Here is a 24,967-nt window from a genome sequence, read left to right as displayed (position 1 = left end):
AGAGCCCGCCGGCCGACCACCGCCGCCGCGGCGCCCCCCCCCCCCCCCCCCCCCCCCCCCCCCCCGCCCCCCCCCCCCCCCCCCCCCCCCCCCCCCCCCCCCCCCCCCCGGGCGGCGGCGGGGAGCCGGTTGCGCCGTCCGCAGGCCCGGCAGGTGGTCAGAGCAGGCCGTGCCGTGTCAGCGCCCATTCCAGCTCCCTCACGGTCGGTTGCTCCAGCCACTGGCCGCCCACGTCGACGACCGGGTTCCTCAGGACGCCGCCGGTCATCCAGCGCAGCCGGCGTTCCGCCTCCGGATGGAGGTCGAGATCGACGTACTGGTAGGGCACCCCGGCGCGGTCGAGCAGTCGGCGGGTCATCTGGGTGATCCCGCACCACCGATTGCCGTACACGGTGACCGGTGCTGTCCCGACGGCCGGCCGCACCCGGACGGCCGGCTGCTTCGGGACCATGTACGTGGTCGCCATCGAGGCCTCCTTCGCACGTGTCGGCGCTCGATCGGTTCAGGCCGCCTCGCGGCGGCCGGTGAGCTCGTCGAGCGCGGTGAACAGCTCGTAGATGTCGGGCAGGTGGTCGACGCGCGGCGAGACGTGGGCCCACCGGATGACCCCGTCGGCGTCCACCACGTACAGCGCCCGGTCGCTGAAGCCGTCGGATTCGCGCCAGACGCCGTACCGGCGGGCCACCTCGCCCCGCGGGTGGAAGTCCGACAGGAGCGGGAAGCTGATCCCCCGGACGGCGGCCCACGCGCCGTGGCTGTACAGCGAGTCGACGGAGATCCCCACCAGCTCGGCGTCCCGGCTCTCGAATTCCGCGAGCTCCTGCTGGTACAGCTCCAGCTGCCGGCTGCACCCGGGGCTCCAGTCGAGCGGGTAGAACACCAGGACGACCGGTCGGCCCCGGAAGTCCGACAGGCTCACCGGCCGGCCCTCGGCGTCGGGCAGGGTGAACTCAGGCGCCCGGGTGCCCACGGTCAAGCCGGTCGATTCGGCAGCGCCGCCCATCGGCGGCGCGGTCAGGTACAGGTCGGCGACGTCCCCGAGGTCCGTCTCCGCTCGCCGGTCACGGCTGTCCCCGGCCGACGGCGTCCGGTTCGCCACCTCCTGCACCATCGCGTGCAGCACGGAGAGTGCCTCCGACACCGGCGAGTCGTCGAGCTGCTCACCGAGCTCGGCGAAGCGCTCCTCCAGTCGGGTCAGGCGGGCGGGCTCCGCCGCCCGCGTGGAGTACGTGGTCCCCATCGAACCCCCTCGTCGACAGTCCCGGTTCCACCCGGGCACGTTGTACCTCGTACCGACGGACCAAAAAACCTGCAGTGACCGGGGGAATATTTCGGCTGCGTGGCACGTCGGTCGGAACGCTGCCCGGGGCGCCGGCACGGCGTCCCGGCCACGTCCCGACGTGAGGAGAGTCAGGGAGGTTCGGACATGTCACGTGCGGTCGGTATCGACCTGGGCACCACGAACTCGGCCGTCGCCGTCCTCGAGGGCGGCGACCCCACCGTCATCCCCAACAGCGAGGGAGGGCGCACGACACCGTCGGTCGTCGCCTTCAGCCGCAACGGCGAGGTCCTGGTGGGCGAGGTCGCCAAGCGTCAGGCGGTGACGAACGCGGCCCGCACGATCCGGTCGGTGAAGCGGCACATGGGCACCGACTGGGCCACCGACGTCGACGGCAAGCGGTACACCGCCCAGGAGGTCAGCGCCCGCGTCCTGCAGAAGCTCAAGCGTGACGCGGAGGCGTACCTGGGCGAGCCGGTCACGCAGGCGGTGATCACCGTCCCCGCCTACTTCGACGACGCGCAGCGGACCGCGACGAAGGAAGCGGGCACCATCGCGGGCCTGGAGGTGCTGCGCATCGTCAACGAGCCGACGGCTGCGGCGCTGGCCTACGGGCTGGACAAGGACGCCAAGGACGAGACCGTGCTCGTCTTCGACCTAGGCGGCGGCACCTTCGACGTCTCGGTGCTGGAGATCGGCGACGGCGTCTTCGAGGTGAAGTCCACGGCCGGCGACACGCGGCTCGGCGGTGACGACTGGGACCAGAAGGTCATCGACTGGCTCGTGGACACGTTCCGCACCGCGGAAGGGGTCGACCTGTCGAAGGACCCGATGGCGATGCAGCGGCTCAAGGAGGCCGCCGAGCGCGCCAAGATCGACCTCTCCGGCGCCACGCAGACCCAGATCACCCTGCCCTACATCACCGCTACCGCGGAGGGGCCCAGGCACCTGGACGTCTCGCTGACCCGCGCGAAGTTCCAGGAGCTGACCGAGGACCTGCTGCAGCGGTGTCGCGGGCCGTTCGAGCAGGCGCTGCGGGACGCCGGACTCGGTCCGCGGGACATCGACCACGTGGTCCTGGTCGGTGGCTCCACCCGGATGCCGGCGGTCGTGGAGCTCGTCCGCGAGCTCAGCGGCAAGGACCCGCACCAGGGTGTGAACCCCGACGAGGTGGTCGCCGTCGGGGCTGCCGTCCAGGCCGGTGTGCTCCGCGGCGACGTCAAGGACGTGCTGCTGCTCGACGTCACGCCGCTCTCCCTGGGCATCGAGACGCAGGGCGGCGTGATGACCACGATCATCGAGCGGAACACGACCATCCCCACCCGCCGCACCGAGGTCTTCAGCACGGCGACGGACAACCAGCCCTCCGTCGAGGTGCACGTCCTGCAGGGCGAGAGGGAGATGGCCGCCGGCAACAAGACCCTGGGCCGGTTCCACCTGACCGACCTGCCCCCGGCGCCGCGTGGTGTGCCGCAGATCGAGGTCACCTTCGACATCGACGCCAACGGCATCGTGCACGTCTCGGCCACCGACCGGGCGACGGGCAAGGAGCAGTCGATCACCATCACCGGGCAGTCGTCCCTCAGCCGCGAGGACATCGACCGGATGGTCCGCGACGCCGAGGCGCACGCCGAGGAGGACCGCCGACGGCGGGAGGAGGCCGAGGCCCGCAACGACGCGGACGCCCTGCTCTACCGGAGCGAGAAGCTGCTGGCCGAGCACCGCGACGTGACCGGCCCCGAACGCGACCAGCTGGAGGCGGCGGTCAGCGAGGTGAGGGGCCTCGTCGAGCACGGCGAGGTCACTGCTCTCCGCGCGGCGACCGAGCGGCTGACCGCGGCGGGCACCGCCTTCGCCGCCCGGCTCCAGGAGCAGCAGGCTCCCGACGGTGGCGCAGCGACGGCCGCCGGTGACGACGACGTGATCGACGCCGAGGTGGTCGACGAGGGCAGCCGGGCGTGAGCCCGGCTGCCCTCTGGTGGGAAGGAGGTGGACGACCGTGGCGATGACCGCCGAGTGGCTGGACAAGGACTACTACCGCGTGCTCGGCGTCGCGGAGTCCGCGTCGGACAAGGAGATCACCCGCGCCTACCGCCGCCTGGTCCGGGAGCTGCACCCCGACACCAACCCCGACGCCGGGGCCGGTGAGCGGTTCCGGGACGTCACGTCGGCCTACGAGGTGCTGCACGACCCCGCGCGCCGGCGCGAGTACGACGAGGTCCGCCGGCTCGCTCCCGCCGGTCGGTCGACGGGCGGGCCGGGCTGGCCGCACGGTCGGTCCGTGCGGGTCAACCGGCGCGGTCCCCGGGCCGGGGGGCACCGGGTCACGGTCGAGGACCTGTTCGGCATGTCCGCCGACGACGGCGGGTGGGGGACCGGTCTACCCCGCCGCGGGACCGACCTGGAGGTGGCGGTGGAGCTGCCGTTCGACCAGGCGGTGCGCGGCACCACTCGCCGGCTCCGGCTGGGGTCGCGGACCGTCACGGCGCGCATCCCGCCGGGGATCGCGGACGGGCAGACGCTGCGGCTGGCCGGACGCGGGGAGCCGGGTGAGAACGGCGGGCCCGCCGGTGACCTCGTCGTGCGGGTCCGGGTGGCATCGCACCCGTTCTTCCGGCGGGACGGCCGTGACCTCGCGGTCACCGTGCCGGTGACCTTCGCCGAGGCGGCCCTGGGCGCCGACGTCCGGGTGCCCACGCTCGACCGCCCGGTCAGGGTCCGGATCCCGGCCGGGACGCGGAGCGGGACGACCCTGCGGGTGCCGGGCCGGGGTGTGCCGGCCGCCGACGGCGCGGGCGACCTGCTGGTCACCGTCGAGGTCGACGTGCCGAGGGAGCTGGACGAGCGCCAGCGGGCTGCCGTGCAGGCACTGGCGGCGGCGACCCCCGGGTCGCCGCGAGCCCACCTCGGGGTGTGAGGCACCGGCCGACACCCCGCCACCGACAGATCAACGACAGTGAGGAGGTGTTCCACCGTGGCCGGCGCATTCGACCCGAACCGCTGGACGCGCAGGACCCAGGAAGCAGTCCAGGCCGCCGTGGAGCGGGCACGGCAGGAGTCGCACCCCGAGGTCACGCCCGATCACCTGGTCGCGGCGCTCCTCGGGCAGGAGGACGGCGTCGTCCTGCCGCTGCTGCAGAAGGCCGGGATCGGCCTCCCCGGACTGCGGGACCGCGTCACCGAGGCCCTCGACCGGCTGCCGCACGCCTACGGGTCCGAGCCGCAGGTCGGTCGCGAGCTGCGTGCCGCGATCGAGGAGGCCGACCGGGTGCGCCAGCAGTTGCACGACGAGTACGTCTCCACCGAGCACCTGCTGCTGGCGGTCGCCGGCCACCTGCAGGTGTCGCGTGAGCAGCTGCTCGCCGGGCTCCAGCAGGTCCGCGGCAGTCACCGCGTGACCTCCCCGGACGCCGAGGAGCAGTACCAGGCGCTGGAGAAGTACGGCCGCGACCTGACCGAGGAGGCCCGCAAGGGCAAGCTCGACCCGGTCATCGGCCGGGACGAGGAGATCCGCCGCGTCGTCCAGGTGCTGTCCCGCCGGACCAAGAACAACCCGGTCCTCATCGGTGAACCCGGCGTCGGCAAGACCGCCATCGCCGAGGGGCTGGCCCGCCGGATCGTCGAGGGCGACGTCCCGGAGAGCCTGAAGAACAAGCGGCTGGTGGCGCTCGACCTGGCGTCGATGGTCGCGGGTGCGAAGTACCGCGGCGAGTTCGAGGAACGGCTCAAGTCGGTCCTGCAGGAGATCGCCGACGCCGAGGGCCAGGTGATCACCTTCCTCGACGAGATGCACACAGTCATCGGCGCCGGCTCGGCCGAGGGCTCGATGGACGCCGGCAACATGCTCAAGCCGATGCTCGCCCGCGGCCAGCTCCGGATGATCGGCGCCACGACGCTCGACGAGTACCGCAAGCACATCGAGAAGGACCCGGCTCTCGAGCGCCGCTTCCAGCAGGTCTTCGTCGGCGAGCCGTCGGTGCAGGACGCGATCGCCATCCTCCGCGGCCTCAAGGAGCGCTACGAAGTCCACCACGGGGTCCGCATCCAGGACGCCGCGCTGGTGGCCTCCGCGGTGCTCTCCGACCGGTACGTCACCGGCCGGTTCCTGCCCGACAAGGCGATCGACCTGATCGACGAGGCGGCCAGCCGGCTGCGGATCGAGATCGACTCACTGCCCACGGAGATCGACGTCATCGAGCGGCGGATCCGGCAGCTGGAGATCGAGCGGGTGGCCCTGGCCAAAGAGACCGACGACGCCAGCCGCGACCGGCTCGCGGCGCTCGACCAGGAGCTCTCCGACCTGCGCGAGCAGTCGGCGGGGATGAAGGCGCACTGGCAGGCCGAGAAGGAGGCGATCGGGCGCATCCGGGAGCTCAAGGAGGAGCTGGAGGCTCTGCGCGGCGAGGTCGAGCGCGCGGTCGACCTGACCCGGGCCGCGGAGATCCGGTACGGGCGGATCCCCTCGGTCGAGCGTGAGGTGGAGCAGGCGACCGAGCGGCTGGCCGAGCTGCAGTCCACCCAGAAGATGCTCAAGGAGGAGGTCGACGAGGAGGACGTCGCCGAGGTGGTCAGCCGCTGGACCGGCATCCCCGTCGCCCGGCTGATGCAGGGCGAGGTGGCGAAACTGGTCCGGATGGAGGACGTGCTGCACGCCCGCGTGGTCGGGCAGGACGCCGCCGTCCGCGCCGTCGCCAACGCCATCCGGCGCAGCCGGTCCGGGCTGGCGGACCGCAACCGGCCGATCGGCAGCTTCCTGTTCCTCGGCCCGACGGGCGTGGGCAAGACCGAGCTCGCCCGCAGCCTGGCGGAGTTCCTGTTCGACGACGAGCGGGCGATGGTCCGGATCGACATGAGCGAGTACATGGAGAAGCACTCCGTGTCCCGCCTGGTCGGTGCGCCGCCGGGCTACGTCGGCTACGACGAGGGCGGGCAGCTCACCGAGACGGTCCGCCGGCGTCCGTACGCCGTCGTCCTGCTCGACGAGATCGAGAAGGCCCACCCGGACGTCTTCAACGTCCTGCTGCAGGTCCTCGACGACGGCCGGCTGACCGACGGTCAAGGCCGCACGGTGGACTTCACCAACACCGTGCTGATCATGACGTCGAACCTCCCCGGCGACCCGGCGGACTTCTTCAAGCCGGAGTTCATCAACCGGGTCGACGAGATCGTGCGGTTCCGGTCGCTCACCGAGGACGACATCGAGCAGGTCCTCGAGATCCAGCTGCGGCAGCTGGAGACGCGGATGGCCGAGCGGAAGCTGACGCTGGAGGTCAGCGACGACGCCCGGCGCTGGCTCGCCCGTCGCGGGTACGACCCCGACTACGGCGCGCGGCCGCTGAAGCGGCTCATCCAGCACGCGATCGTCGACCCGCTGGCGCTGGAGCTGCTCTCGGGCGTCTATCGGGACGGCGACACCGTGCACGTCGACGTCGCCGGTGACGACATCGTCCTGAAGTGAGCCCACCGCCACGGCCCTGTCGCAGGGACGTGGCACCCATCCCTACGACCGCTGGAGGAGGAACCGCCCATGACCGAGATGAGGAGTCGGCTGCCCGAGGACGTCCGGAAGACCGTCGGGGAGGCGCTGCAGGGCGCCGTCGTCGACCTGGTCGACCTGGGGCTGGTCGCCAAGCAGGTGCACTGGACGGTGGTGGGGCCCCACTTCCGCAGCGTGCACCTGCACCTGGACGACGTCGTCGCCACCACCCGGCAGTACTCGGACGCGCTCGCCGAGCGTGCGGTCGCGATCGGCGTGCTGCCCGACGGCCGGTCGACGGCCCTGCAGGAGCAGTCGGCGCTGTCGCAGCCGCCGCTCGCCTGGCTCCCGGCCGATGAGGCGATCAGCTTTCTCGTCCACGCGCTCGACGAGGTCGTGGCGCGGATGCGGGCACGCATCGACGACACACGGGACGACCCGGTGTCGCAGGACCTGCTGATCGAGACGACCGGTGCCCTCGAGAAGCAGCTCTGGATGTGGCGGGCGGAGAGCCTGCCCCGGTGAGGCGGACCGGGGAGGCGGCGGGCCGGCCGCTCGCGTCGGCCCGCCCCTGGCCGCCAGGTCCGGGATGTCGACGACGTCGAGGACCCCGGGCCCGCCGGGGGTCCTCGGCACCGCACGCATGCAGGGAGGCTGGGGCAGCGGACCGCAGCATCCCGGCGAGGTGCGCCGGACGACCCCGGGAGCGGCGCCAGGTGCGGCTAGGCCGCGACGGTGGGGTGCACGGCGTCCGCCAGCCAGGCCACGACCTCGTCGCGGTAGGGCGCGATCCCCTTGTACTCGGCGATGTCGGCCGGGAGCTCGGCGACGATCGCGGAGAGCTGCTCGCCCCAGCCCGGGACCGTGACGATCTCGGCCAACGGCGCCATGTACGTGCGGATGTTGAACGTCAGCGTTCCCGTCAACGGCAGCCGGGTGAGGTGCTCCAGCTCGATGCGCAGCTGCAGCCGGCCGAAGTCGCCGTCCCGCACCAGCTGGGGGATGTCGGCGTCCCACTCCGGCTTGGCCTCCAGGCTGATGTCGCGCCGCGGTGAGCCGTGGGCGGAGAAGGTCCAGTTGACCCGGCGGTAGGTCTGGTCGGCCGTGATGCCCCGCATGAACCGGGTGGCGCGGCTGGTCACGCCGTCCTCGTTGAGCCGGGGCACGGGGCCGTGGATCTCGTCGAGGTGCATGCCGATGTCGAACTTGACCGACCACGCGGCGGCCCAGGTGACCAGCGCGGCGTCGAACCACAGCCGGCCGCCGCGCTCGCTGACCATGAGGATGTCGTCGGGCACCTGGCAGCCGATCCAGGTGAGCGGATCGGTCGGCAGCGTGGCGGCATCGCCCAGGACGAACGACTGCTCGATGCCGAGGAGGTCGTTCCGCCAGGAGAAGACCCCGGACCCGAGGTCGGTCAGGTGCATGGCGTCCGGGCGGGCGGTCACGAGTTCCCGGAGCAGGTACAGGAGCATGTCCCAGCACGCCGGCTCCATGTGCGGGAGCACCTGCCGCCGCCCGGGGTCGCGGGCCAGCACGTCGCGGCGCAGCGCCATCTGCTCGGCGTAGTCGTCGCCCAGGTCGACGACGTGCTCGCCCCAGGACCCGGCGGGCGTCGCCACGCGCCGGCGGGCGGGCTCGACGTTGACCGTGTACCGGAAGGACCGGTCGGTGGGGGCGAAGGGCCAGGGCAGCCGGGGCAGATCGCTCACAGGTCCAGCTCCAGGTGGGTGTCGGCCGCCCGCGACACGCAGGCGAGCATGTGGGTCGAGGACTGCCGGTCGGAGTCATCGAGAACCAGGTCCCGGTGCTCCACGCGGCCGGCGGCCACGGGGACCAGGCACTGGCCGCAGACGCCCTGGCGGCACATGTGGGGGACGTCGACGCCGGCGCCGAGCACCGCGTCGAGCAGGCTGGTGCCGCTGGGCACCGGGAGCTCCCGGCCGCTGTGCCGCAGCCGGGCGGTGAACGGCCGGCCGGGGGAGAGCTCCCGGGCCTGGAAGTGCTCGAGGTGCACGCGGGCCGGTGGCCAGCCGGCCGCGCGCGCCGTCGCGGTGAACAGGTCCAGGAGGGGGGTCGGGCCGCAGGCGTAGGCGTGCGTGCCCCAGGGCTGGACCGCCATGCGTTCGCGCAGCGCACCGGCCAGGGCCACCCGGCCCTGCGCCTCCACCAGGTCGTGACCGGCGAGTTCGCGGACCTCCTCGAGGTGGGCGGCCTCGCCCCGGCGGTATCCGTAGACGACCTCCACGGGGCGTCCCCACGCACGGGCGGCGGCCAGGTGCGACAGGATCGGCGTGACCCCGATGCCCGCCGCGACGAGGAAAGCCTTCCGCGCGGCCAGCTCCGGCCGGAACGCCGACCGGGGCGGCTCCACCGGCAGCAGGTCGCCGACCCGCAGCACGTCGTGCAGCCAGGCCGAGCCCCCGCCGTCCCCGGTGCGGAGGACGGAGATCCGGTAGTCGCCCGGGGCGATCCCGGAGCCGGTGAGCGAGTACGCGTTGCGGGTGCCGCCGGCGGTCACGACCACGTGGCTGCCGGGCGCGTACCCGGCCAGCGACCGGCCCTCCGGGTCGGTCAGCACGATGTGCCGCACCCGGTCGGTCACCGCCTCGATCCGCGTCACCCGCAGCAGCTGCGTCGCCGGAACGCTCATCCCGCCTCCCCAGGTGCCGTCACCGCGGAGGCCAGGTAGCTGCCCCGGTGCCCCGACGCGTGCTCGTGCACCTCGAGCCGCAGGCCGCACCCGGGGCAGTCGACCTCCGCGCCGGGAGCCACCGGGAGCCGTGCGGTGGTCTCGCAGTGGGCGCAGAACACCGGGATCGGCCCCCGGGTGACGGCGAAGGCGGTGATCTCCTCGGGCAGCAAGCCCAGCCCGCGGGCCAGGGCGACCAGGGCGAGGACGTCGGCCTCGGGCCCGGCCACCAGCACCCGGTCGCCGACGTGCATCCCGTCGAGGCGGCGGGCGAGCGAGGCAGCCGACGACCCGTCCACGCCCGGAAGCCCCCAGCGCCGCACCGGCCGGCCGTGCTCGCGCGCCTCGGCCGCCCACCGGTCGACGACCTCCGCGGCCCGGCCGCCGACCTGCACGAGGAGGAATGCGCGGCCGGTGAGGTCCAGCGAGGGGGGCTGCGCCGGCCACGAGGGGACGCTCGTGCGGCGCGGCCGGAGCTGCTCTCCCGTCAGGACGGCGGTCATGCCGCACCGCGCAGCCAGGCGACGGCGGCGGAGCGGAAGCGGGTGAGGCCCTTGTAGTCGGCCATGTCCTCCGGCAGCTCCTCGAGGACGGCGGCGAAGCGGTCGCGCCACGCGGGCACCCGCGCCAGGTCCTCCAGCGGCAGCAGGTAGGTGCGGATGAGGAACAGCACCGCCCCGGAGCTGGGCAGCCGGACGAGGTGCTGGACCTCGACGCGCAGGTGCAGCCGGGAGCCGAGGTCCTGCTCGAGGACCAGACGCCGGTCGGGGCCCCACTCGGGATAGGTCTCGGTCGCGGTGTCCAGCCGCCGGCCGACGGTCATCGTCCAGTTCGTGCGGCGGTAGGCCTCCCCGGGCTGGAGCCGCATGAGGAACTGGTGGGCGCGGTCGATGACGCCCTCGGGGTGCACACGGGGGACGGGCCCGTGGATCTCGGGGAAGCTCATGCCGACGTCGAAGCGCATCGACCAGTCCGCGGCCGCCGTGACGACGCCGGCGTCGGCCCACAGCGCTCCCTCGCGCTGGTCGAGGAGCACGAGGTCGTCCTGGACCTGCGGTGCGATGAACTCGAGCGGACCGGACGGCAGCGTCGCGTCGTCACCGAAGGTGAACTGCTGCCCGATGCCCAGCAGTTCGTTGCGCCAGCGCCAGCGGTCCCCGCCGAGGCGGTCGAGCGCGAACACCTCCGGGCGGGCCCGCTGCAGCTCGCCCATCACGTAGAGCATCGCGTCCCAGGCGGCCGGCCTCATGTGCGGCAGCTCCTGCAGCCGTGTGGGGTCCGCGGCCAGCAGGGCGGCGCACTCGGCGCTGTCGGAGGCGTAGTACTCGTCGACGTGCAGGACGTGCTCGCCCCAGCTGCCGGCGGCGGTCGGCCGTGGCGCGACCGCCGGCTCCACGTTGGCGCTGTACCGGTAGGTGTCGGTCGGGAAGGGGAAGGGGAACGAGGTGATGCGGGCGGGCAGGGCCCGGTCGCGGATGTCGGTGGCTGTCACAGGTCGAGCTCCAGGGTGGGGCCGGTGCTGCGGGAGACGCAGCACATGACGCTGTCGGCGGCGGCCTTCTCGGCCTCGCCGAGGAAGAGGTCGCGGTGCAGGGGGGAGCCGGAGACGACGGGGACGCGGCACTCGCCGCAGACCCCCTGCCGGCACAGGTTGGGCACGGGGACGCCGGCGTCCTCGAGGGCCTCCAGCAGGCTCGCCCCGGACGGGACCCCGACCCGCCGTCCGGACCGCACGAGGGTCACCTCGAACGGATCCCCCGGGTCGAGCGCGGCGGCGGAGAAGCGCTCGGTGTGCACCCGCGCCTCCGGCCAGCCCAGCCGCTCCGCCGTCCCGAGGACCGTGTCGAGGAGGGCGGCCGGCCCGCAGGCGTAGAGGTGGGTGCCGAGCGGGGCGGAGGCGAGCGCGGCCTCGATGCGGGCGACGAAGCCGGCCACCTCCGGGTGCTCCTCCAGGCGCGGGCCGCAGAGCTCGCGCAGCTCGTCCAGGTGCGCTCCAGCGCCCGGGCGGTAGCCGTAGAGCAGCGTGAAGTCCCGCTTCCAGCGGACCGCGGCGCGGGCGTGCGAGAGCAGCGGGGTGATGCCGATGCCGCCGGCGACGAGCAGGTGGTGCCGTGCGGTGGCGACCGGGGCGAACGCGCTGCGCGGCCCGTCGGCCGCCACGACGTCCCCGGCCACGAGCTCGTGCACCCAGCGCGAGCCGCCGGACCCGTCGGGGCAGAGCAGCACCGAGATCGAGTAGCGCACCGGGGCTGTCCCGGAGCCGGTCAGCGAGTAGGCGTTGCGCCGGTCGCCGCAGTGCAGCACCACGTGGCTGCCCGGTGGGAAGGCGGGTAGCGGTCCACCGTCGGCGGAGACGAACTCGACCGACCGGATGCCGGCTGCCGCCGCCCGCACGCCGGCCACCCGGAGCCGGAGCGCGCCCCGGCCGGTGCGCGTCGGGGCATCCGCGGGTGCAGGCGGGGAGATCGTCGTCATGCCGGCACCTCCACCGGAGCGGCGGGGGCGGCGTCCTCGGCGTCCACCATGTACCCGAGGTAGGCGCCCAGCCGCCGGGACACGTGGTGGTAGACGTGCAGCGTCCGCCCGCAGCCCCGGCAGACGCAGGTCGCGCCGAGGGCGGCCGGGGTCTCCGTCTCGTGCGCGCAGTGGGCGCAGTGGACCCGGCGGCGGGGAACCCCCGTCACGTGGGTCAGCACCTCGGCCGGGACCGCCCCCAGCCGGAGGGCCCGGGCGCGGGCCCGGAGGACGCCGTCCTCCGGGCCCGCCACGAGCAGCCGCCAGCCGACCACGGCCTCGCCGGCCCGGGCACCCACCCAGGCCAGCGCCTCGGCGGTGCTGCGCGCCCGCAGCACGCTCACCGCCGCGCCGGCGGCCGCGGCCTGCGCCGCCCAGGCGGAGACGACGGGGTCGGCGGCCTCGTCGAGACCCAGGACGGCGGCGCTGCGGACGCCGTGGGGGAAGGCCGGCGGCGCGGCCGCCCACCGCGGCACGCTGGTGTGCTCGATGCCCATGCCGATCAGGGGGCGAAGGACCGCTGGCCGGTGTAGAAGCCCAGCGCCCGGTCGGGGGTCTCGAAGCGGATCCGCGAACCCTTCGGGAAGAACAGCACGTCCTTGGGGCGAGCGATCACCTGCGCGCCGCTGTCGAGGTCGGTGAGGTGGAACTCGCCCTCCACCACGACCTTCATCTCGTCGTAGGTGTACGTGTAGTCCAGCGGCTCGCCCGCGAGCAGCTCGAAGAAGCCGGAGCACAGCTCCGACCCCCCCGGGTTGGCGAACGTGTCGCCGATGGCGGCGTTGACGCCGGGGACCTCCATGCTCGGGAGCCCCTCGTAGGTGCCGCTCGCGTGTCCGAAGACGATGGTGCCGGTGGTGCTCATGTCCGCCTCCTCAGCGCGGGACCCGTCGGGGCGACCGATCCCTGCGGGTGGACGATATGTAACGCCAGTGGACGATTCGATGGGTGTCGGCGCTGTAACGAGTCGGTGACGAGGACCCTTCGCGGGTGCGGTGACGCCCCTCCCGTCCGGGTCATGCGGCCGCGGCGGAGCCCGCTCGTCCGCCGGAGCGGCCCCTATGCTCGCGCCGTGGAGGCAACCCCCGAGCCCGGCGGGCACGACGACGCGCCCGGCGGACAGCTGGAGGACGTCATAGCGATGCGCGTCCGCGAGTTCCGGCTGGCCAAGGGCGTCTCGCTGGCCGAGCTCGCGCGGACGACCGGCCTGAGCAAGGCGATGCTGTCCAAGATCGAGCACGCCCAGACCTCCTGCAGCCTGTCCAGCCTGGCGCGCCTGGCCGAGGCGCTGGCAGTGCCGGTCACGGCGCTGTTCCGGGGCGTGGACGCCGAGCGCGAGGCGGTCTTCACCCCGGCCGGCCACGGGGCGCAGATCGTCCGGCGGGGCAGCAACGTGGGGCACCTCTACCAGCTCCTGGGGGCGCTGCGCGGGGAGCACAAGCGGCTGGAGCCGCTGCTGGTCACGCTCACCGAGGCGAGCGAGGTCTTCCCGCTCTTCCAGCACCCCGGCACCGAGTTCATCTACGTGCTCGAGGGCGCGCTGATCTACGGCCACGGGGAAGCCCGCTACGAGATGCGCCCCGGCGACTCGCTGATCTTCGACGGCGAGGGGCCGCACGGGCCGGTCGAGCTGATCGAGCTCCCCATCCGCTTCCTGACCGTCACCGGTTACGGGCACGTCGTCTAGGTCGCGACCGGCCGCACCGCGCACCCGTGCGGCGGCAGCTCTCGCTTTCGTAACGCAGATTCACGTCCGCGTAACCACGAGGGCGTCCAGCACCATGAGACTGCGTTTCACGACGTGACACGCAACGACCGCCTCGCGCCCCGGTGCCCTCGGTGCCGGTCGGGCGGTGGTCGCCGGCGTGGCGTTCCGCACCCGTGTGTCCGGGTGCGATCCACCGATCTCGTGGCGTGGCCGGTCCCGCCCGACTCACCTGAGGAGAGTGGCTCATGCCTGCAGCCGACCTCGCCTGGCTCCTGGCGGCGTTCGCGCTCGTGCTCCTGATGTTCCCGGGCCTCGCCCTGTTCTACGGGGGCATGCTCGGCAGCAAGAACGTGCTCAACATGGTGATGATGGTCATGAGCACGCTGGCCGTCACGAGCGTCCTCTACGTCCTCTTCGGCTACGGGCTGGTGTCGGGCGACTCGCTCGGCGGCTGGGGCCTGATCGGCAACCCGGTCGACCACCTCGGTCTCGCCGGTTTCCACGACGACGGCGGCACCGGTGGCGCGGAAGGCGTCTACTGGACCGCCTTCTTCATCCTGTTCGCCGCGATCACGATCGCGATCGTGGCCAGCGGCGCGGCCGGCCGGATGAAGTTCGGCTCGTGGCTGGTCTTCTCCGCCGTCTGGCTGACCCTCGTCTACTTCCCGCTCGCGCACTGGGTGTTCGCCTTCGACGACGAGGAGAGCGGCGTCGTCGGTGGCTGGATGCGCAACGTGCTGCAGCTGCACGACTTCGCCGGTGGCACCGCGGTCCACATGAACGCCGGCGTCGCCGCCCTGGCGCTCGCGATGGTCCTCGGCAAGCGGCGCTCGCCGACGCACCGGCCGCACAGCCTGCCGCTGGTCGTCCTGGGCGCCGGGATCCTGTGGTTCGGCTGGATCGGGTTCAACGGGGGCTCGGCGGCCGGGGCGAACTTCCTCGCGCAGTACGTCGTCCTGACCACGCTGCTCGCCGGGTCCACCGGCATCCTCGGTTTCCTGCTGGTCGAGAGGCTGCGCGACGGCCACGCGACGACGCTCGGCATGGCGTCCGGGGCGATCGCCGGACTGGTCGGCATCACGCCTGCGGCCGACACGGTGAACGCCGCCGGCGCGCTGGTGGTCGGCTTCGTCGCCGGCGCCCTCGTCGCCTGGGCGGTGACCTGGAAGACGAAGCTGGGCATCGACGAGAGCCTCGACGCGTTCGCCGTGCACGGCGTCGGCGGCATCGCCGGAACGCTCTGCGTCATGCTCATCGGCGCGTCGAACTCGCCGGGCGGGGTGCAGGGCGTCCTGCTCGGTGGCAGCTTCGACATCGTCTGGCGCGAGCTGGTGGCGATCGTCGCGACCTGCACCTTCTCGTTCGTGATGACCTACGCCATCGCCTGGGCGCTGCAGCGCACGATCGGGCTGCGCGTCGACGAGGCGACGGAGGACGCCGGCCTGGACGTCGCCGTCCACGCCGAGTCGGCGTACGACTTCGACCGGGGCGTGAGCCCGACCCGGGTGGGCGCGACCGTCTACGGCCTCGACGAGGTGCCCCCCGCGCCGGTCGCCGTCGCCCCGACGTCGCCGCGCTGACCTGCGCCGCCCCCCGGCGCAGCCACGTGACACCGGAGGCCGGTCCCCGATGGGGCCGGCCTCCGGCGCGTCGCGCGAGGTCTGCGGCAACACGAACCTGGCGCGACCGTAACGCCGCGGAAACGGTGGCCGTGTTCACTCCTACGTGACAGAGGTTCATGTCAGTGAACAGCCGCAGGAGGATCCCGTGCCGCTCACCGCCACCCGTCCCGAGGCCCCGCCCGTCGCCGTCACGGCCGAACCCGAGGTGCTCGACCTCGCCACGCGGGCCCGCGCCGACGGCACGCAGTTCATCCTGGCGCTCTTCGTGGACCTCACCGGCAAGCCGTGCGCCAAACTGGTCCCGGTCGAGGCGGTCGAGGAGCTGCAGACCGAGGGTGTCGGCTTCGCCGGGTACGCCGTCGGCGCCATGGGTCAGGAGCCGAAGGACCCGGACCTCATCGCGATCCCTGACCCGGCCTCGTACATGCCGGTGCCGTTCATCCGTCCCGGCCTGGCGATCGTGCACTGCGATCCGCACGTCGAGGGCCGGCCCTGGCCGTATGCGCCGCGGGTGATCCTCAAGGAACAGCTCGCCCGCGCCGCGGAGCTCGGCCTGGACCTCAAGGTCGGCGCGGAGGTCGAGTACTTCCTCGTCGAGCGCGGGCCCGACGGCGCCCTGCGCCCGGCCGATCCGAGGGACACCTCCGAGCGCCCGTGCTACGACGCCCGCGGCCTCACCCGCATGTACGACCACCTGACCGAGGTCTCCCGGGCCATCAACTCCCTGGGCTGGGGCAACTACGCCAACGACCACGAGGACGGCAACGGGCAGTTCGAGCAGAACTTCGCCTACGCCGACGCGCTGACCACCGCCGACCGGGTGGTCACCCTCCGGTACCTGCTCTCGGTCCTCGCCGAGCAGCGGGGCATGACGGCCACCTTCATGGGCAAGCCGTTCACCGACCGCACCGGCAGCGGCCTGCACATGCACCTCTCGCTGTGGCGGGGTGGCGCACCGGTCTTCCCGGACGCCGAGGACCCGCGCGGCCTCGGGCTCTCGGCCCTGGCCTACTCCTTCGTCGCCGGTCTGATCGAGCACGCCTGCGGCCTGCAGGCGGTCCTCGCTCCCACCGTCAACGCCTACAAGCGCACCGGCGCGACGGGCACCCGGTCCGGCGCCACCTGGTCCCCGCGGACGGCGTCCTACGGCGGCAACGACCGGACCCACCTGCTCCGCGTGCCGGACGGCAACCGGGTGGAGCTGCGGGGTGGTGACGGCTCGGCCAACCCCTACCTCGCCGCGGCGACGGCGCTGGCGGCCGGGCTGGACGGGGTGCGCCGGGGGCTGGACCCGGGCGACCCGGGGGCCGCCACCAGCAGCCCGCTGCCTCCCACGCTGCTGCACGCGGTCGAGGCGATGGAGAGCGACCCGGTGGTCGCGGGTGCTCTCGACGTCGCCGGCCCGGGTGTCGCGGCCTACTTCGCCGGCGTCAAGCGCGAGGAGTTCTTCGAGTGGCACGGGCAGGTCACCTCCTGGGAGGTCGACCGCTACGTGACCGCCTTCTGACCAGCCGGATCGTCGAGAGGAACCACCCCCATGTGCGGGATCGCCGGGCTCCACCTGCGGGAGCCCTCCCTGTACCCCCGGCTCGGTGAGCTGCTGACCGGGATGCTCTGCCAGATCACCGAGCGAGGACCGGACTCCGCCGGGATCGCCGTCTACGGCGATCCGCGCTGGTCGCCGCCGGGGGAGTCGACGGTGTCGCTGCTCCCGGGAGACGCGAGCGCCCAGGAGGTCGGGACGGCGCTGCGCGAGCGGCTACCCGAGGCGGTGGTGGTCGACGCCGGGCAGACGCTGCTGGTGCACGCCGCGACCGACCCCGACACGCTCGTCGCCGCCGTCCGCGTGGCGGTCGGGCGGGTGGGGAAGGGCGAGGCGATCGTCATCGGCCAGGGGGAGGACCTCGCCGTCCTCAAGGGGGTCGGCCACCCGCAGGCCCTCGCCGCCGAGTTCGGCCTCGCCGCCGCGCAGGGCTGGCAGGGGGTGGCGCACACCCGGATGGCCACCGAGTCCGCGGTGACGCCGCAGGGCTCGCACCCGTTCTCGGTCGGCCCGGACCAGTGCCTGGTGCACAACGGATCCTTCGCCAACCACGCGACGATCCGCCGCGAGCTCCGGGCCGCCGGTATGACGTTCGACAGCGAGAACGACTCCGAGGTCGGCGCCCGGTTCGTCGCCGCACAACTGGCCGCCGGCTACGACCTCGAGAAGTCGCTGAAGCTGCTCTGCGAGCGGTTCGACGGCTTCTACACCCTGCTGGTCGCCAACCGGGACAGCTTCGCCGTGGTCCGCGACGCCATCGCCTGCAAGCCCGCCGTCGTCGCCGAGACGCCGCAGTGGGTGGCCATGGCGTCGGAGTACCGCGCCCTCGCCGGGCTGCCCGGCATCGAGAACGCCCGCATCTTCGAGCCCGAGCCGGAAGAGGTCTACGCATGGCAGCGCTGAGCACGTCCCTGGAGTTCGCGGAGGGACGGGTGGAGCTGGCCGAGCCCACCCTCGTGGACCTGACCGTGTCCGACGTCCGCGCGCTCAACAGCGCGCTGCACGCGGTCGACGTCGCCGAGAAGGCCCCCACCTGGCGGGTCGCGAACCCCGACGGCCGGCACAACATCGCCGTCGGCCTGGACGCCGACATCGACGTCGTGGTCGACGGGCACGTCGGCTACTACTGCGCCGGCATGAACAAGGCCGCGACGGTGACCGTCAACGGCAACGCCGGCGTCGGGGTCGCCGAGAACATGATGAGCGGGACCGTGCGCATCCGCGGCAACGCCTCGCAGTCGGCCGGGGCCACCGCGCACGGCGGGTTGCTCGTCGTCGAGGGGTCGGCGGCGGCGCGCTGCGGCATCTCGATGAAGGGCGTGGACATCGTCGTCGGCGGCGACGTCGGCCACATGAGCGCCTTCATGGGCCAGGCCGGCCGGCTGGTCGTGTGCGGCGACGCCGGCGACGCGCTCGGCGACTCCCTCTACGAGGCCCGCATCTACGTGGCCGGCTCGGTGAGGTCGCTCGGGGCCGACTGCGTGGAGAAGGAGATGCGCGCCGAGCACCTCGCCGAGCTGGCCGGCCTGCTCCGTGCCTCCGGGGTCGACGCCGACCCGTCGTCCTTCCGCCGCTACGGCTCCGCCCGGCAGCTCTACAACTTCCACGTCGACAACGCCTCGGCGTACTGAGAAAGGGCACCCCGTGACCGACAACCCTGCCTTGCGCCAGCCCGCCCTGCCCCCCGACCCTGCCCTCCGCGAGTCCGCCACCTTCGACCGCGCGACCATCGCCGACATCCAGCGCGCCGCGGAGACCGGCATCTACGACATCCGCGGCGGCGGCGCCAAGCGCAGGGTGCCGCACTTCGACGACCTGCTGTTCCTCGGCGCCAGCATGTCCCGCTACCCGCTCGAGGGGTACCGGGAGCGCTGCGACACCGACGTCGTCCTCGGCGACCGCAACGCCACCTACCCGCTGCACCTCGCCACGCCGGTGACCATCGCCGGCATGAGCTTCGGTGCGCTCTCCGGCCGCGCCAAGGAGGCGCTCGGCCGCGGCGCCAGCGAGGTCGGCACCTCCACGACCACCGGCGACGGCGGGATGACCCCGGAGGAGCGCGGCCAGTCCAAGCACCTCGTCTACCAGTACCTCCCGTCCCGCTACGGCATGAACCCCGATCACCTGCGCATGGCCGACGCCATCGAGGTCGTGCTCGGGCAGGGGGCGAAGCCCGGCGGCGGCGGGATGCTGCTCGGCCAGAAGATCACCGAGCGGGTGGCGGGCATGCGGACCCTGCCGATGGGCGTCGACCAGCGCAGCGCCTGCCGGCACCCGGACTGGACCGGCCCCGACGACCTGGAGATCAAGATCCGGGAACTGCGGGAGATCACGGACTGGGAGAAGCCGATCTACGTCAAGATCGGTGCCACCCGCACCTACTACGACGTCAAGCTCGCCGCCAAGGCCGGGGCCGATGTCATCGTGCTCGACGGGATGCAGGGCGGCACCGCCGCGACGCAGGACGTCTTCATCGAGCACGTCGGCATCCCGACGCTCGCGGCGCTGCCGCAGGCCGTGCAGGCGCTGCAGGAGGAGGAGCTGCACCGGAAGGTCCAGCTCGTCGTCTCCGGCGGTATCCGCAACGGCGCCGACGTCGCCAAGTGCATGGCCCTGGGGGCCGACGCCGTCGCGATCGGCACCGCGGCCCTGATCGCCCTCGGCGACAACGCACCGCACCTGGACGCGGAGTACCGCCGGCTCGGGTCGGCGGCGGGGTACTACGACGACTGGCAGGCGGGCCGCGACCCGGCCGGCATCACCACCCAGGACGACGAGCTGGCGCAGCGTCTCGATCCGGTGCAGGGCGGCCGGCGGCTGGCGAACTTCATCCGGGTGATGACGATGGAGGCGCAGATCATCGCCCGCGCCTGCGGCAAGGCCCACCTGCACTCGCTCGAGCCCGAGGACCTGGTCGCGCTCACCATCGAGGCCGCCGCCATGGCCCGGGTGCCGCTGGCCGGCACCAGCTGGATCCCGGGGCACGGGCTGTGACCGCGACGGCCACCACCGCCGACGTCGTCGTCGTGGGCGGCGGGCTCGAGGGCACGTCCATCGCCTGGTCGCTGGCTCGACGAGGGGTGACCGACGTCGTCGTCTGCGAGCGGGACACGGTCGGCTCCGGCGGCACCGGCAAGTCCAGCGGCATCGTGCGGTGCCACTACGGGGTCTCCTCGCTGGCGGCGATGGCCACCCGCAGCCTCGAGCTGTTCGAGAACGCCGCGGACGTCCTCGGCGACGACGTCGGCTTCCGGCAGACCGGGTACGTCGTCGGCGTCGGCGAGCCGAACGTCGCCGCCCTGCGGGCCAGCCTGGCCAACCAGCGGGCGGTCGGGGTGCAGACCGAGGAGATCGACCGCGCCGAGGTCGCGCGCCTGTGGCCGGTGGCCGACCTGTCCGACTTCGCCGCCTTCGCCTGGGAGGCGCGCGGCGGCTACGGCGACGCGTACCAGACCGCCCAGGGGTTCGCTGCGGCCGCGCGGCGCCTCGGCGTCCGCATCCGCCAGGGCACAGCCGTCGCCGAGGTGCTGGCCGACGGCGGCCGCGCGACCGGTGTCCGGCTGGCCGATGGGACGGCGATCAGCGCCGGCACCGTCGTCGTCGCGGCCGGCCCCTGGTCGGTGCCGCTGCTGGCGGAGCACGGCCTCGACCTGCCGATCAGGGTGCACCGCGAGCCGATCGTGCTGCTGGACCCCGGGGTCGACCTCGGCCCGGTGCCGGTCTTCTCCGACCTGGTGTCGCTGCAGTACATCCGCGCCGACGGCGGCGGGCAGCTGCTGTTCGGCAACAGCGACCTCTCCACGCCGGAGCCCGCCGACCCGGACGCCTACCTGAACCGCGCCACCGACGAGTTCCTCGAGATGGCGGTGGAGAAGATCTCGCACAGGTTCCCGGGGTTGGCGGACGCCTCGGTCGCCGGCACCTACGCCGGCTGCTACGACGTGACCCCGGACTTCAACCCGGTCATCTCGGAGACGCCGGTGGAGGCGCTCGTGGTCGCCGCCGGCTTCAGCGGGCACGGGTTCAAGATCTCGCCGGCGGTGGGACGGCTGGTCGCCGACCTGGTCGTCGACGGCAAGAGCTCGGACGCCGACATCCCCGACTCCGACTTCCGGTTGTCGCGGTTCGCGGAGGGCGCTCTCCTCACCAGCCCCTTCCCCTACGTCGGTGCGGGGGAGATGCGCTGACCGGGCGTCTCCTCATGTGTCGCCCTCGGCCCTGCGTCGCAGTCCCTGGCCCACACGGGTGGACGGGCCCCGAGCGCTCCGCTCGCCACGCGGCCGGCAGGGGGCCGACGGCACCACGGTCAGGGGCTCAGGAGCTCCCCGGTGCGGACCAGGTGGTCGGCGACGTCGCGCAGCTTGGTGTTCGTCGTCATCGACGCCGTGACCAGGAGGTGGAACGCCTGGTCGGCGGTGAGCTTGTGCCGTTCGATCAGGATGCCCTTGGCCTGCTCGATGACCGCGCGGGACGCGAGCGCGGCCTGCAGGTGGTCGGCCATCTCCTGGGCGCCCCGATAGGCCTGCACGCTCGCGGCGGCGATCCCCGCGTAGGGGGCGAACCCGGTCGCCACCGTGCGGCTGGCCTCGTCGAAGGCGGCGGCCTCGCGGGCGTAGATGTTCAGCGAACCGGTGAGCTCCTGCTCACCGGCGAACACGAGCGGCACCGACAGCGAGCTGAGGTTGCCGCGCTCGGCGGCCTGCCGCGCGTAGTCCGGCCAGCGGTGCTCGATGCGGGTGTCGACGATCTCGGTCGCGACGCCGGTGCGGGAGGCGTGCAGGCACGGTCCTGCGTCCCTCGCGTACTGCGCGCGATCCAGGTCCCGGGCGAGGGGGCCGGTGTCCACGACCGTGGTGGCCTCACCCCCGATGACGAGGGTGACCGATGCCTCCGGGGCGCCCGGCATGACGCTCTTGGCCCGGTCCGCCAGTGACTGCAGCAGGCTCTCCATCGACAGCTCGCGCAGCGACAGCCGCCCGAGGTTCTCCAGCGCAGCGGTGGCGTGGGTGGATCGGCGGTCGGGAATGCGGGCCACCAGGGCCTCCGGTCTGGCTCATACCGAAGGTGACCTCGGCGGCGCACCCGTACCGGGTGTCTCACTTCGCTGCGCCGCTGTTTTGACGCACCAGGGGTGCCCGGACGATGTCTGGGCTCAGGCAGAGCTTACGCGGCCCCTCCCGGGCCCACGCCCCCGACGCGGCGGTCCCGGCGTGCAGCGGCCTGTCGACCGGGCGGGCGACGAGACCTGCGCACCACGCCGTCGCGGTCCCCGCTGCGCGCGGCGGCAGGGCTCAGCCGGCGAGGACCGCGGGCCGGCGGCCGGCCCACGGGAGCGCCTCCTCCAAGAAGGCGGCGACGGACAGCAGCGTCTCTTCGGCGGCGTAGCGACTGCAGAGCTGGACCCCGACCGGCCACCCCTCGGCCGTCGGGATGCCGGGGACGCTGACCGCGGGCATGCCCGTCACGTTGGCGGGCGCGGTGAACGGCGCGAACGCGAAGATCCGGTCGTACCAGCCCCGCGCGTCCAGGCTCGGGTCGTTCTGGTCCAGGTGACCCAGGGCGGTGTTCGGGGCGGCCGTCGTCGGCGTCAGCAGCACGTCGTGGCGCAGGAAGAACTGGGCGATGGCGCGGGTGGTCGCGTTGAACACGCGGTCGGCGGCGTAGAGGTCCATCGCGGTGAGAGAGGCGCCGTACTCGGCGCAGGCCAGCGTCGCGTGCTCCAGCACGTCGCTGCCGAGCTCCACACCGAGCGCGGCGGCGGCCCCGTACGCCCCGTCGGCCAGGAAGCTGCACCAGGCGGCGAGGTTGGCCGTGTCGAACGCCTCCACGTCGAACTCCGGTGCCGCCTCGACGACGGCGTGCCCGTCCGCCGCGAGGGCCTCGGCGGCGGCGCGGACGGCAGCGACGCAGGCGGGGTCGACCGGGACGCCGTTGGGCGCAGCGGTGGCGACGGCGATCCGCAGCTTCCGCGACGGCGGGCGTGCCGCGTCGCGGAAGCTGGTCACCGGCTCCGGCAGCAGGTACTTGTCGCCGGGCTCGGAGCCGTGCAGGGCGTCGAGCAGCCCGGCCGCGTCGCGGACGGTCCGGGTCACGGCGAACTCGACGCCGAGGCCGAGCAGCGGATCGGCGAAGTCGGGTGCGACGGTGATCCGCCCCCGGGAGGGCTTCAGGCCGACCAGGCCGGTAGCAGCGGCCGGCACGCGGATCGAACCTCCGCCGTCGTTCGCGTGCCCGACGGGAAGGGCACGCGCGGCGACCAGCGCCGCCGATCCACCGCTGGAGCCGCCGGGGGAGCGGGAGGTGTCCCAGGGGTTGCGGGTCGGGCCGTTGGCCACCGACTCGGTGGTGGCGTTGAAGCCGAACTCGGGGCAGGCGCTCACTCCGATGGCGGCCAGGCCGGCCTCCCGGAACCGCCGCATCAGCGCGGTGTCGTAGGGGAAGGGGATGCCGGGGCCGAGCAGCCGGGAGCCGTCCCGCTGGGGAACGCCCTCGGCATGCATGACGAGGTCCTTGATGACGAAGGGCACCCCGGCGAACGGGCCGTCGGCGCTGGCGGCCAGCGGCCTGTCGAACAGGTCGCCGACGAGGGCATTGAGCTCACCGTTGACCGACTCGACGGCGGTCCGGGCGGCCTTCTGCACCTCCTCGTGGGAGACCTGCCCGGTGCGGACCAGGCCGGCCAGCCCGGTGGCGTCGTGCTCGGTGTACTCGGAGACCTCCACGGTCACTCCTTCGTCGTCGGCCGGTTCTCGCGTCGGCGACGGATGCTGCCCGGTGGCCGGGCGGTGCACATCGGTGGAAATGCGGACCACCGGGCAGCTACCGGGTGGCTCGAGTGCGTGCTTGGATGCCGCATGAGGTCCGCTTCCGGCTCAGGGGCATCGCGGCTCGGCGCCGCCCTGGCCGTGCGGGACGCCGCGGATGCGGTGGTTCGCGGCGAGGCCCAGTCCGGTCGCGCCGATGCGGTGCTCGAAGCGTTGCTGTCCGTGGTCCGACCGTCGGCCGCGGCCGTCTCGCAGTGGGACCCGGTGCGCGGGCGGCACCGGACGGTGGCCAGCGCCGGCTACCGCGAGGACGCGCTCGCGCTCATGGAGGCGCATTTCCACGAGGACCCGCGGTTCCCGGTCGCCCGCAGCCAGGGGCGACCGCTGCGGGTGCACGACATCCGGCCCGACCAGCGTCGTGGGCTGATGTTCGAGGAGGTGATCCGACCGGCCCGGTTCACCGACGGCGTGACCCTGTGCCTGTCGGCGGCCGGGCGGTACGTCGGCTCGGTGCACGCCTCCACCGCGGACGGGGAGGTGGACGACGAGACGGCGGGCGTGCTCCGGTTGATGTCGGCGGACCTGACCTGTCTCCTGGATCCGTTGGAAGGTGCAGCGGTCCCGGTGGCGGAGGACGCGGGGGCCTTCGCCTGGTCGCCGGCGGACGGGCGGTGGCTGGTGCTGACGCCGTCCGGCCGGCCGTCGCTGGTCGCACCGGCATCTCCGCTGGCCGCCCTGCTCCAGCCGGCGCGGTGGCCCTCGCGGATGGGGCGTCACCTGCTGGTGATCACCGGCGCGGAGCTGCTCGCGGTGGAAGCGCGTCCGGCGGGCCGCTGGGTCGTGGTCGAGCACCGGGCGTCCGCACCACCGGCGGGGCTGTCGCTGCGCGAGCTCGAGGTGCTGGCCGCGCTGGCGACCGGCGCGACCAACCGGATGGTGGCGCGCTCCCTCGGAGTGGGGGAGCGGACTGTGGCCACGCACGTGGAACACCTGCTCGCCAAGCTCGACTGCGGCAACCGGGCCGGCGCCGTCGCCTTCGCGGTCGCGGTCGGGCTGGTACGCGCGGGGCGCGGTGCCGCACCGGCCCCCGCCCGGACGGGTTCCTCGACCGCGCCGGGCACGCGGGCGCGTACCCCTGCGCCACGACCGGCCTGACCGACGCGCGCCGCACCGGCGCGTGCGGCCGGGGCGGGCCCACGGACCCGCGCTCCCGCCGCGAGGCCGCCGGGGGGCTACTGTGGAGGGCGTACCGGCTGCTCGCCGGCACCGCCCCGCCCGGCAGCACGCCTGCTCGCGCGGTCGGTGCCGCCGCCATCGACCGGCGGCCGGCGGACCGAACCCGGCTCGGGGGCATGGCCCCCGCGTCGGT

General features: G+C 73.6%; 23 protein-coding genes. 12 read left to right on the top strand and 11 right to left on the bottom strand.

The window, feature by feature from the left end; all coding sequences use genetic code 11:
* Window positions 1–157: 157 nt before the first annotated feature.
* Window positions 158–466, bottom strand: coding sequence for a glutaredoxin family protein (locus tag ACI79K_RS18855; protein ID WP_456600473.1), 309 nt, complete (start codon window positions 464–466; stop codon window positions 158–160).
* Window positions 467–502: 36 nt separating this feature from the next.
* On the bottom strand, window positions 503–1,240 hold the full coding sequence (locus ACI79K_RS18850) for a peroxiredoxin (RefSeq protein WP_456600472.1): 738 nt from the start codon (window positions 1,238–1,240) through the stop codon (window positions 503–505).
* 186 nt (window positions 1,241–1,426) lie between these two features.
* On the opposite strand from ACI79K_RS18850, the gene dnaK reads away from it, so the two are divergent.
* The 4 genes from dnaK (at window position 1,427) to ACI79K_RS18830 (ending at window position 7,280) form a co-directional block, all read left to right on the top strand.
* Window positions 1,427–3,241 carry a molecular chaperone DnaK gene (gene dnaK, locus ACI79K_RS18845; protein ID WP_456600471.1) on the top strand — a complete coding sequence of 605 codons (1,815 nt, stop codon included), beginning with the start codon at window positions 1,427–1,429 and terminating at the stop codon, window positions 3,239–3,241.
* 43 nt (window positions 3,242–3,284) lie between these two features.
* Window positions 3,285–4,196: a DnaJ C-terminal domain-containing protein gene (locus ACI79K_RS18840; RefSeq protein ID WP_456600474.1), complete on the top strand. Its 912-nt coding sequence runs from the start codon at window positions 3,285–3,287 to the stop codon at window positions 4,194–4,196.
* A 57-nt stretch (window positions 4,197–4,253) separates the two neighbouring features.
* Window positions 4,254–6,737: an ATP-dependent Clp protease ATP-binding subunit gene (locus ACI79K_RS18835; RefSeq protein ID WP_456600470.1), complete on the top strand. Its 2,484-nt coding sequence runs from the start codon at window positions 4,254–4,256 to the stop codon at window positions 6,735–6,737.
* A gap of 69 nt (window positions 6,738–6,806) precedes the next feature.
* The gene (locus ACI79K_RS18830; protein ID WP_456600469.1) at window positions 6,807–7,280 is read left to right on the top strand and encodes a Dps family protein; all 474 of its coding nucleotides are present in this window, start codon (window positions 6,807–6,809) and stop codon (window positions 7,278–7,280) included.
* 197 nt (window positions 7,281–7,477) lie between these two features.
* Here the strand turns inward: ACI79K_RS18830 and ACI79K_RS18825 are convergent, their stop codons facing one another.
* From ACI79K_RS18825 to ACI79K_RS18795, 7 genes are read right to left on the bottom strand one after another with little or no spacing between them, the layout of a single operon-like run.
* The gene (locus ACI79K_RS18825; protein WP_456600468.1) at window positions 7,478–8,467 is read right to left on the bottom strand and encodes a heme-dependent oxidative N-demethylase family protein; all 990 of its coding nucleotides are present in this window, start codon (window positions 8,465–8,467) and stop codon (window positions 7,478–7,480) included.
* Entirely contained in the window at window positions 8,464–9,408 is a 945-nt protein-coding gene (locus ACI79K_RS18820; protein ID WP_456590517.1) for a PDR/VanB family oxidoreductase, read from the bottom strand. The genes ACI79K_RS18825 and ACI79K_RS18820 overlap by 4 nt, the downstream gene beginning before the upstream one ends.
* Window positions 9,405–9,950, bottom strand: coding sequence for a dimethylamine monooxygenase subunit DmmA family protein (locus ACI79K_RS18815; RefSeq protein WP_456600467.1), 546 nt, complete (start codon window positions 9,948–9,950; stop codon window positions 9,405–9,407). Before ACI79K_RS18815 ends, ACI79K_RS18820 begins: the two co-directional genes overlap by 4 nt.
* Window positions 9,947–10,939 (bottom strand): heme-dependent oxidative N-demethylase family protein, encoded by a 993-nt coding sequence (locus tag ACI79K_RS18810; RefSeq protein ID WP_456600466.1) that lies wholly within the window; start codon window positions 10,937–10,939, stop codon window positions 9,947–9,949. Before ACI79K_RS18810 ends, ACI79K_RS18815 begins: the two co-directional genes overlap by 4 nt.
* The gene (locus ACI79K_RS18805) at window positions 10,936–11,922 is read right to left on the bottom strand and encodes a PDR/VanB family oxidoreductase (protein WP_456600465.1); all 987 of its coding nucleotides are present in this window, start codon (window positions 11,920–11,922) and stop codon (window positions 10,936–10,938) included. Before ACI79K_RS18805 ends, ACI79K_RS18810 begins: the two co-directional genes overlap by 4 nt.
* Entirely contained in the window at window positions 11,919–12,458 is a 540-nt protein-coding gene (locus ACI79K_RS18800; protein ID WP_456600464.1) for a dimethylamine monooxygenase subunit DmmA family protein, read from the bottom strand. The genes ACI79K_RS18805 and ACI79K_RS18800 overlap by 4 nt, the downstream gene beginning before the upstream one ends.
* Window positions 12,459–12,463: 5 nt before the next feature.
* The gene (locus ACI79K_RS18795; RefSeq protein ID WP_456590512.1) at window positions 12,464–12,826 is read right to left on the bottom strand and encodes a cupin domain-containing protein; all 363 of its coding nucleotides are present in this window, start codon (window positions 12,824–12,826) and stop codon (window positions 12,464–12,466) included.
* A 207-nt stretch (window positions 12,827–13,033) separates the two neighbouring features.
* On the opposite strand from ACI79K_RS18795, the gene ACI79K_RS18790 reads away from it, so the two are divergent.
* The 7 genes from ACI79K_RS18790 to ACI79K_RS18760 all read left to right on the top strand — a co-directional run bounded on the left by ACI79K_RS18790 (window position 13,034) and on the right by ACI79K_RS18760 (window position 21,021).
* The gene (locus tag ACI79K_RS18790) at window positions 13,034–13,648 is read left to right on the top strand and encodes a helix-turn-helix domain-containing protein (protein ID WP_456600463.1); all 615 of its coding nucleotides are present in this window, start codon (window positions 13,034–13,036) and stop codon (window positions 13,646–13,648) included.
* Window positions 13,649–13,914: 266 nt separating this feature from the next.
* Window positions 13,915–15,249 carry an ammonium transporter gene (locus ACI79K_RS18785; RefSeq protein ID WP_456590510.1) on the top strand — a complete coding sequence of 445 codons (1,335 nt, stop codon included), beginning with the start codon at window positions 13,915–13,917 and terminating at the stop codon, window positions 15,247–15,249.
* Between the two features lie 187 nt (window positions 15,250–15,436).
* Window positions 15,437–16,798 (top strand): type III glutamate--ammonia ligase, encoded by a 1,362-nt coding sequence (gene glnT / locus ACI79K_RS18780; protein WP_456600462.1) that lies wholly within the window; start codon window positions 15,437–15,439, stop codon window positions 16,796–16,798.
* A gap of 30 nt (window positions 16,799–16,828) precedes the next feature.
* Complete coding sequence (locus ACI79K_RS18775; RefSeq protein ID WP_456590508.1) at window positions 16,829–17,737, top strand: hypothetical protein; 909 nt, start codon at window positions 16,829–16,831, stop codon at window positions 17,735–17,737.
* Complete coding sequence (locus tag ACI79K_RS18770; protein ID WP_456590507.1) at window positions 17,725–18,465, top strand: GltB/FmdC/FwdC-like GXGXG domain-containing protein; 741 nt, start codon at window positions 17,725–17,727, stop codon at window positions 18,463–18,465. The genes ACI79K_RS18775 and ACI79K_RS18770 overlap by 13 nt, the downstream gene beginning before the upstream one ends.
* 13 nt (window positions 18,466–18,478) lie before the next feature.
* Window positions 18,479–19,828 (top strand): FMN-binding glutamate synthase family protein, encoded by a 1,350-nt coding sequence (locus tag ACI79K_RS18765; RefSeq protein ID WP_456590506.1) that lies wholly within the window; start codon window positions 18,479–18,481, stop codon window positions 19,826–19,828.
* Complete coding sequence (locus ACI79K_RS18760; RefSeq protein WP_456590505.1) at window positions 19,825–21,021, top strand: NAD(P)/FAD-dependent oxidoreductase; 1,197 nt, start codon at window positions 19,825–19,827, stop codon at window positions 21,019–21,021. Before ACI79K_RS18765 ends, ACI79K_RS18760 begins: the two co-directional genes overlap by 4 nt.
* A 119-nt stretch (window positions 21,022–21,140) precedes the next feature.
* Here ACI79K_RS18760 and ACI79K_RS18755 read toward each other — a convergent pair whose 3' ends face one another.
* Both ACI79K_RS18755 and ACI79K_RS18750 read right to left on the bottom strand, forming a co-directional pair.
* Complete coding sequence (locus ACI79K_RS18755; RefSeq protein WP_456600461.1) at window positions 21,141–21,869, bottom strand: ANTAR domain-containing protein; 729 nt, start codon at window positions 21,867–21,869, stop codon at window positions 21,141–21,143.
* Window positions 21,870–22,125: 256 nt separating this feature from the next.
* Window positions 22,126–23,556, bottom strand: coding sequence for an amidase (locus ACI79K_RS18750; protein WP_456600460.1), 1,431 nt, complete (start codon window positions 23,554–23,556; stop codon window positions 22,126–22,128).
* Between the two features lie 132 nt (window positions 23,557–23,688).
* Between ACI79K_RS18750 and ACI79K_RS18745 the strand changes: the two genes are divergently transcribed.
* On the top strand, window positions 23,689–24,753 hold the full coding sequence (locus ACI79K_RS18745) for a helix-turn-helix transcriptional regulator (RefSeq protein WP_456590502.1): 1,065 nt from the start codon (window positions 23,689–23,691) through the stop codon (window positions 24,751–24,753).
* Window positions 24,754–24,967 lie beyond the last annotated feature (214 nt).

Source organism: Blastococcus sp. SYSU DS0616 (assembly GCF_054051015.1).
Note: the sequence above shows the minus strand (reverse complement) of the source record. Positions and strands in the feature narration are given on the sequence as shown.

Coding starts and splice junctions, on each gene's coding strand:
- ACI79K_RS18795 (WP_456590512.1), bottom strand. CDS start 12,826: ATGAGCACCACCGGCACCATCGTCTTCGGACACGCGAGCGGCACCTAC.
- ACI79K_RS18745 (WP_456590502.1), top strand. CDS start 23,689: ATGAGGTCCGCTTCCGGCTCAGGGGCATCGCGGCTCGGCGCCGCCCTG.
- ACI79K_RS18805 (WP_456600465.1), bottom strand. CDS start 11,922: ATGACGACGATCTCCCCGCCTGCACCCGCGGATGCCCCGACGCGCACC.
- ACI79K_RS18770 (WP_456590507.1), top strand. CDS start 17,725: ATGGCAGCGCTGAGCACGTCCCTGGAGTTCGCGGAGGGACGGGTGGAG.
- ACI79K_RS18855 (WP_456600473.1), bottom strand. CDS start 466: ATGGCGACCACGTACATGGTCCCGAAGCAGCCGGCCGTCCGGGTGCGG.
- ACI79K_RS18785 (WP_456590510.1), top strand. CDS start 13,915: ATGCCTGCAGCCGACCTCGCCTGGCTCCTGGCGGCGTTCGCGCTCGTG.
- ACI79K_RS18815 (WP_456600467.1), bottom strand. CDS start 9,950: ATGACCGCCGTCCTGACGGGAGAGCAGCTCCGGCCGCGCCGCACGAGC.
- ACI79K_RS18840 (WP_456600474.1), top strand. CDS start 3,285: ATGACCGCCGAGTGGCTGGACAAGGACTACTACCGCGTGCTCGGCGTC.
- ACI79K_RS18830 (WP_456600469.1), top strand. CDS start 6,807: ATGACCGAGATGAGGAGTCGGCTGCCCGAGGACGTCCGGAAGACCGTC.
- dnaK (WP_456600471.1), top strand. CDS start 1,427: ATGTCACGTGCGGTCGGTATCGACCTGGGCACCACGAACTCGGCCGTC.
- ACI79K_RS18820 (WP_456590517.1), bottom strand. CDS start 9,408: ATGAGCGTTCCGGCGACGCAGCTGCTGCGGGTGACGCGGATCGAGGCG.
- ACI79K_RS18800 (WP_456600464.1), bottom strand. CDS start 12,458: ATGGGCATCGAGCACACCAGCGTGCCGCGGTGGGCGGCCGCGCCGCCG.
- ACI79K_RS18850 (WP_456600472.1), bottom strand. CDS start 1,240: ATGGGGACCACGTACTCCACGCGGGCGGCGGAGCCCGCCCGCCTGACC.
- ACI79K_RS18775 (WP_456590508.1), top strand. CDS start 16,829: ATGTGCGGGATCGCCGGGCTCCACCTGCGGGAGCCCTCCCTGTACCCC.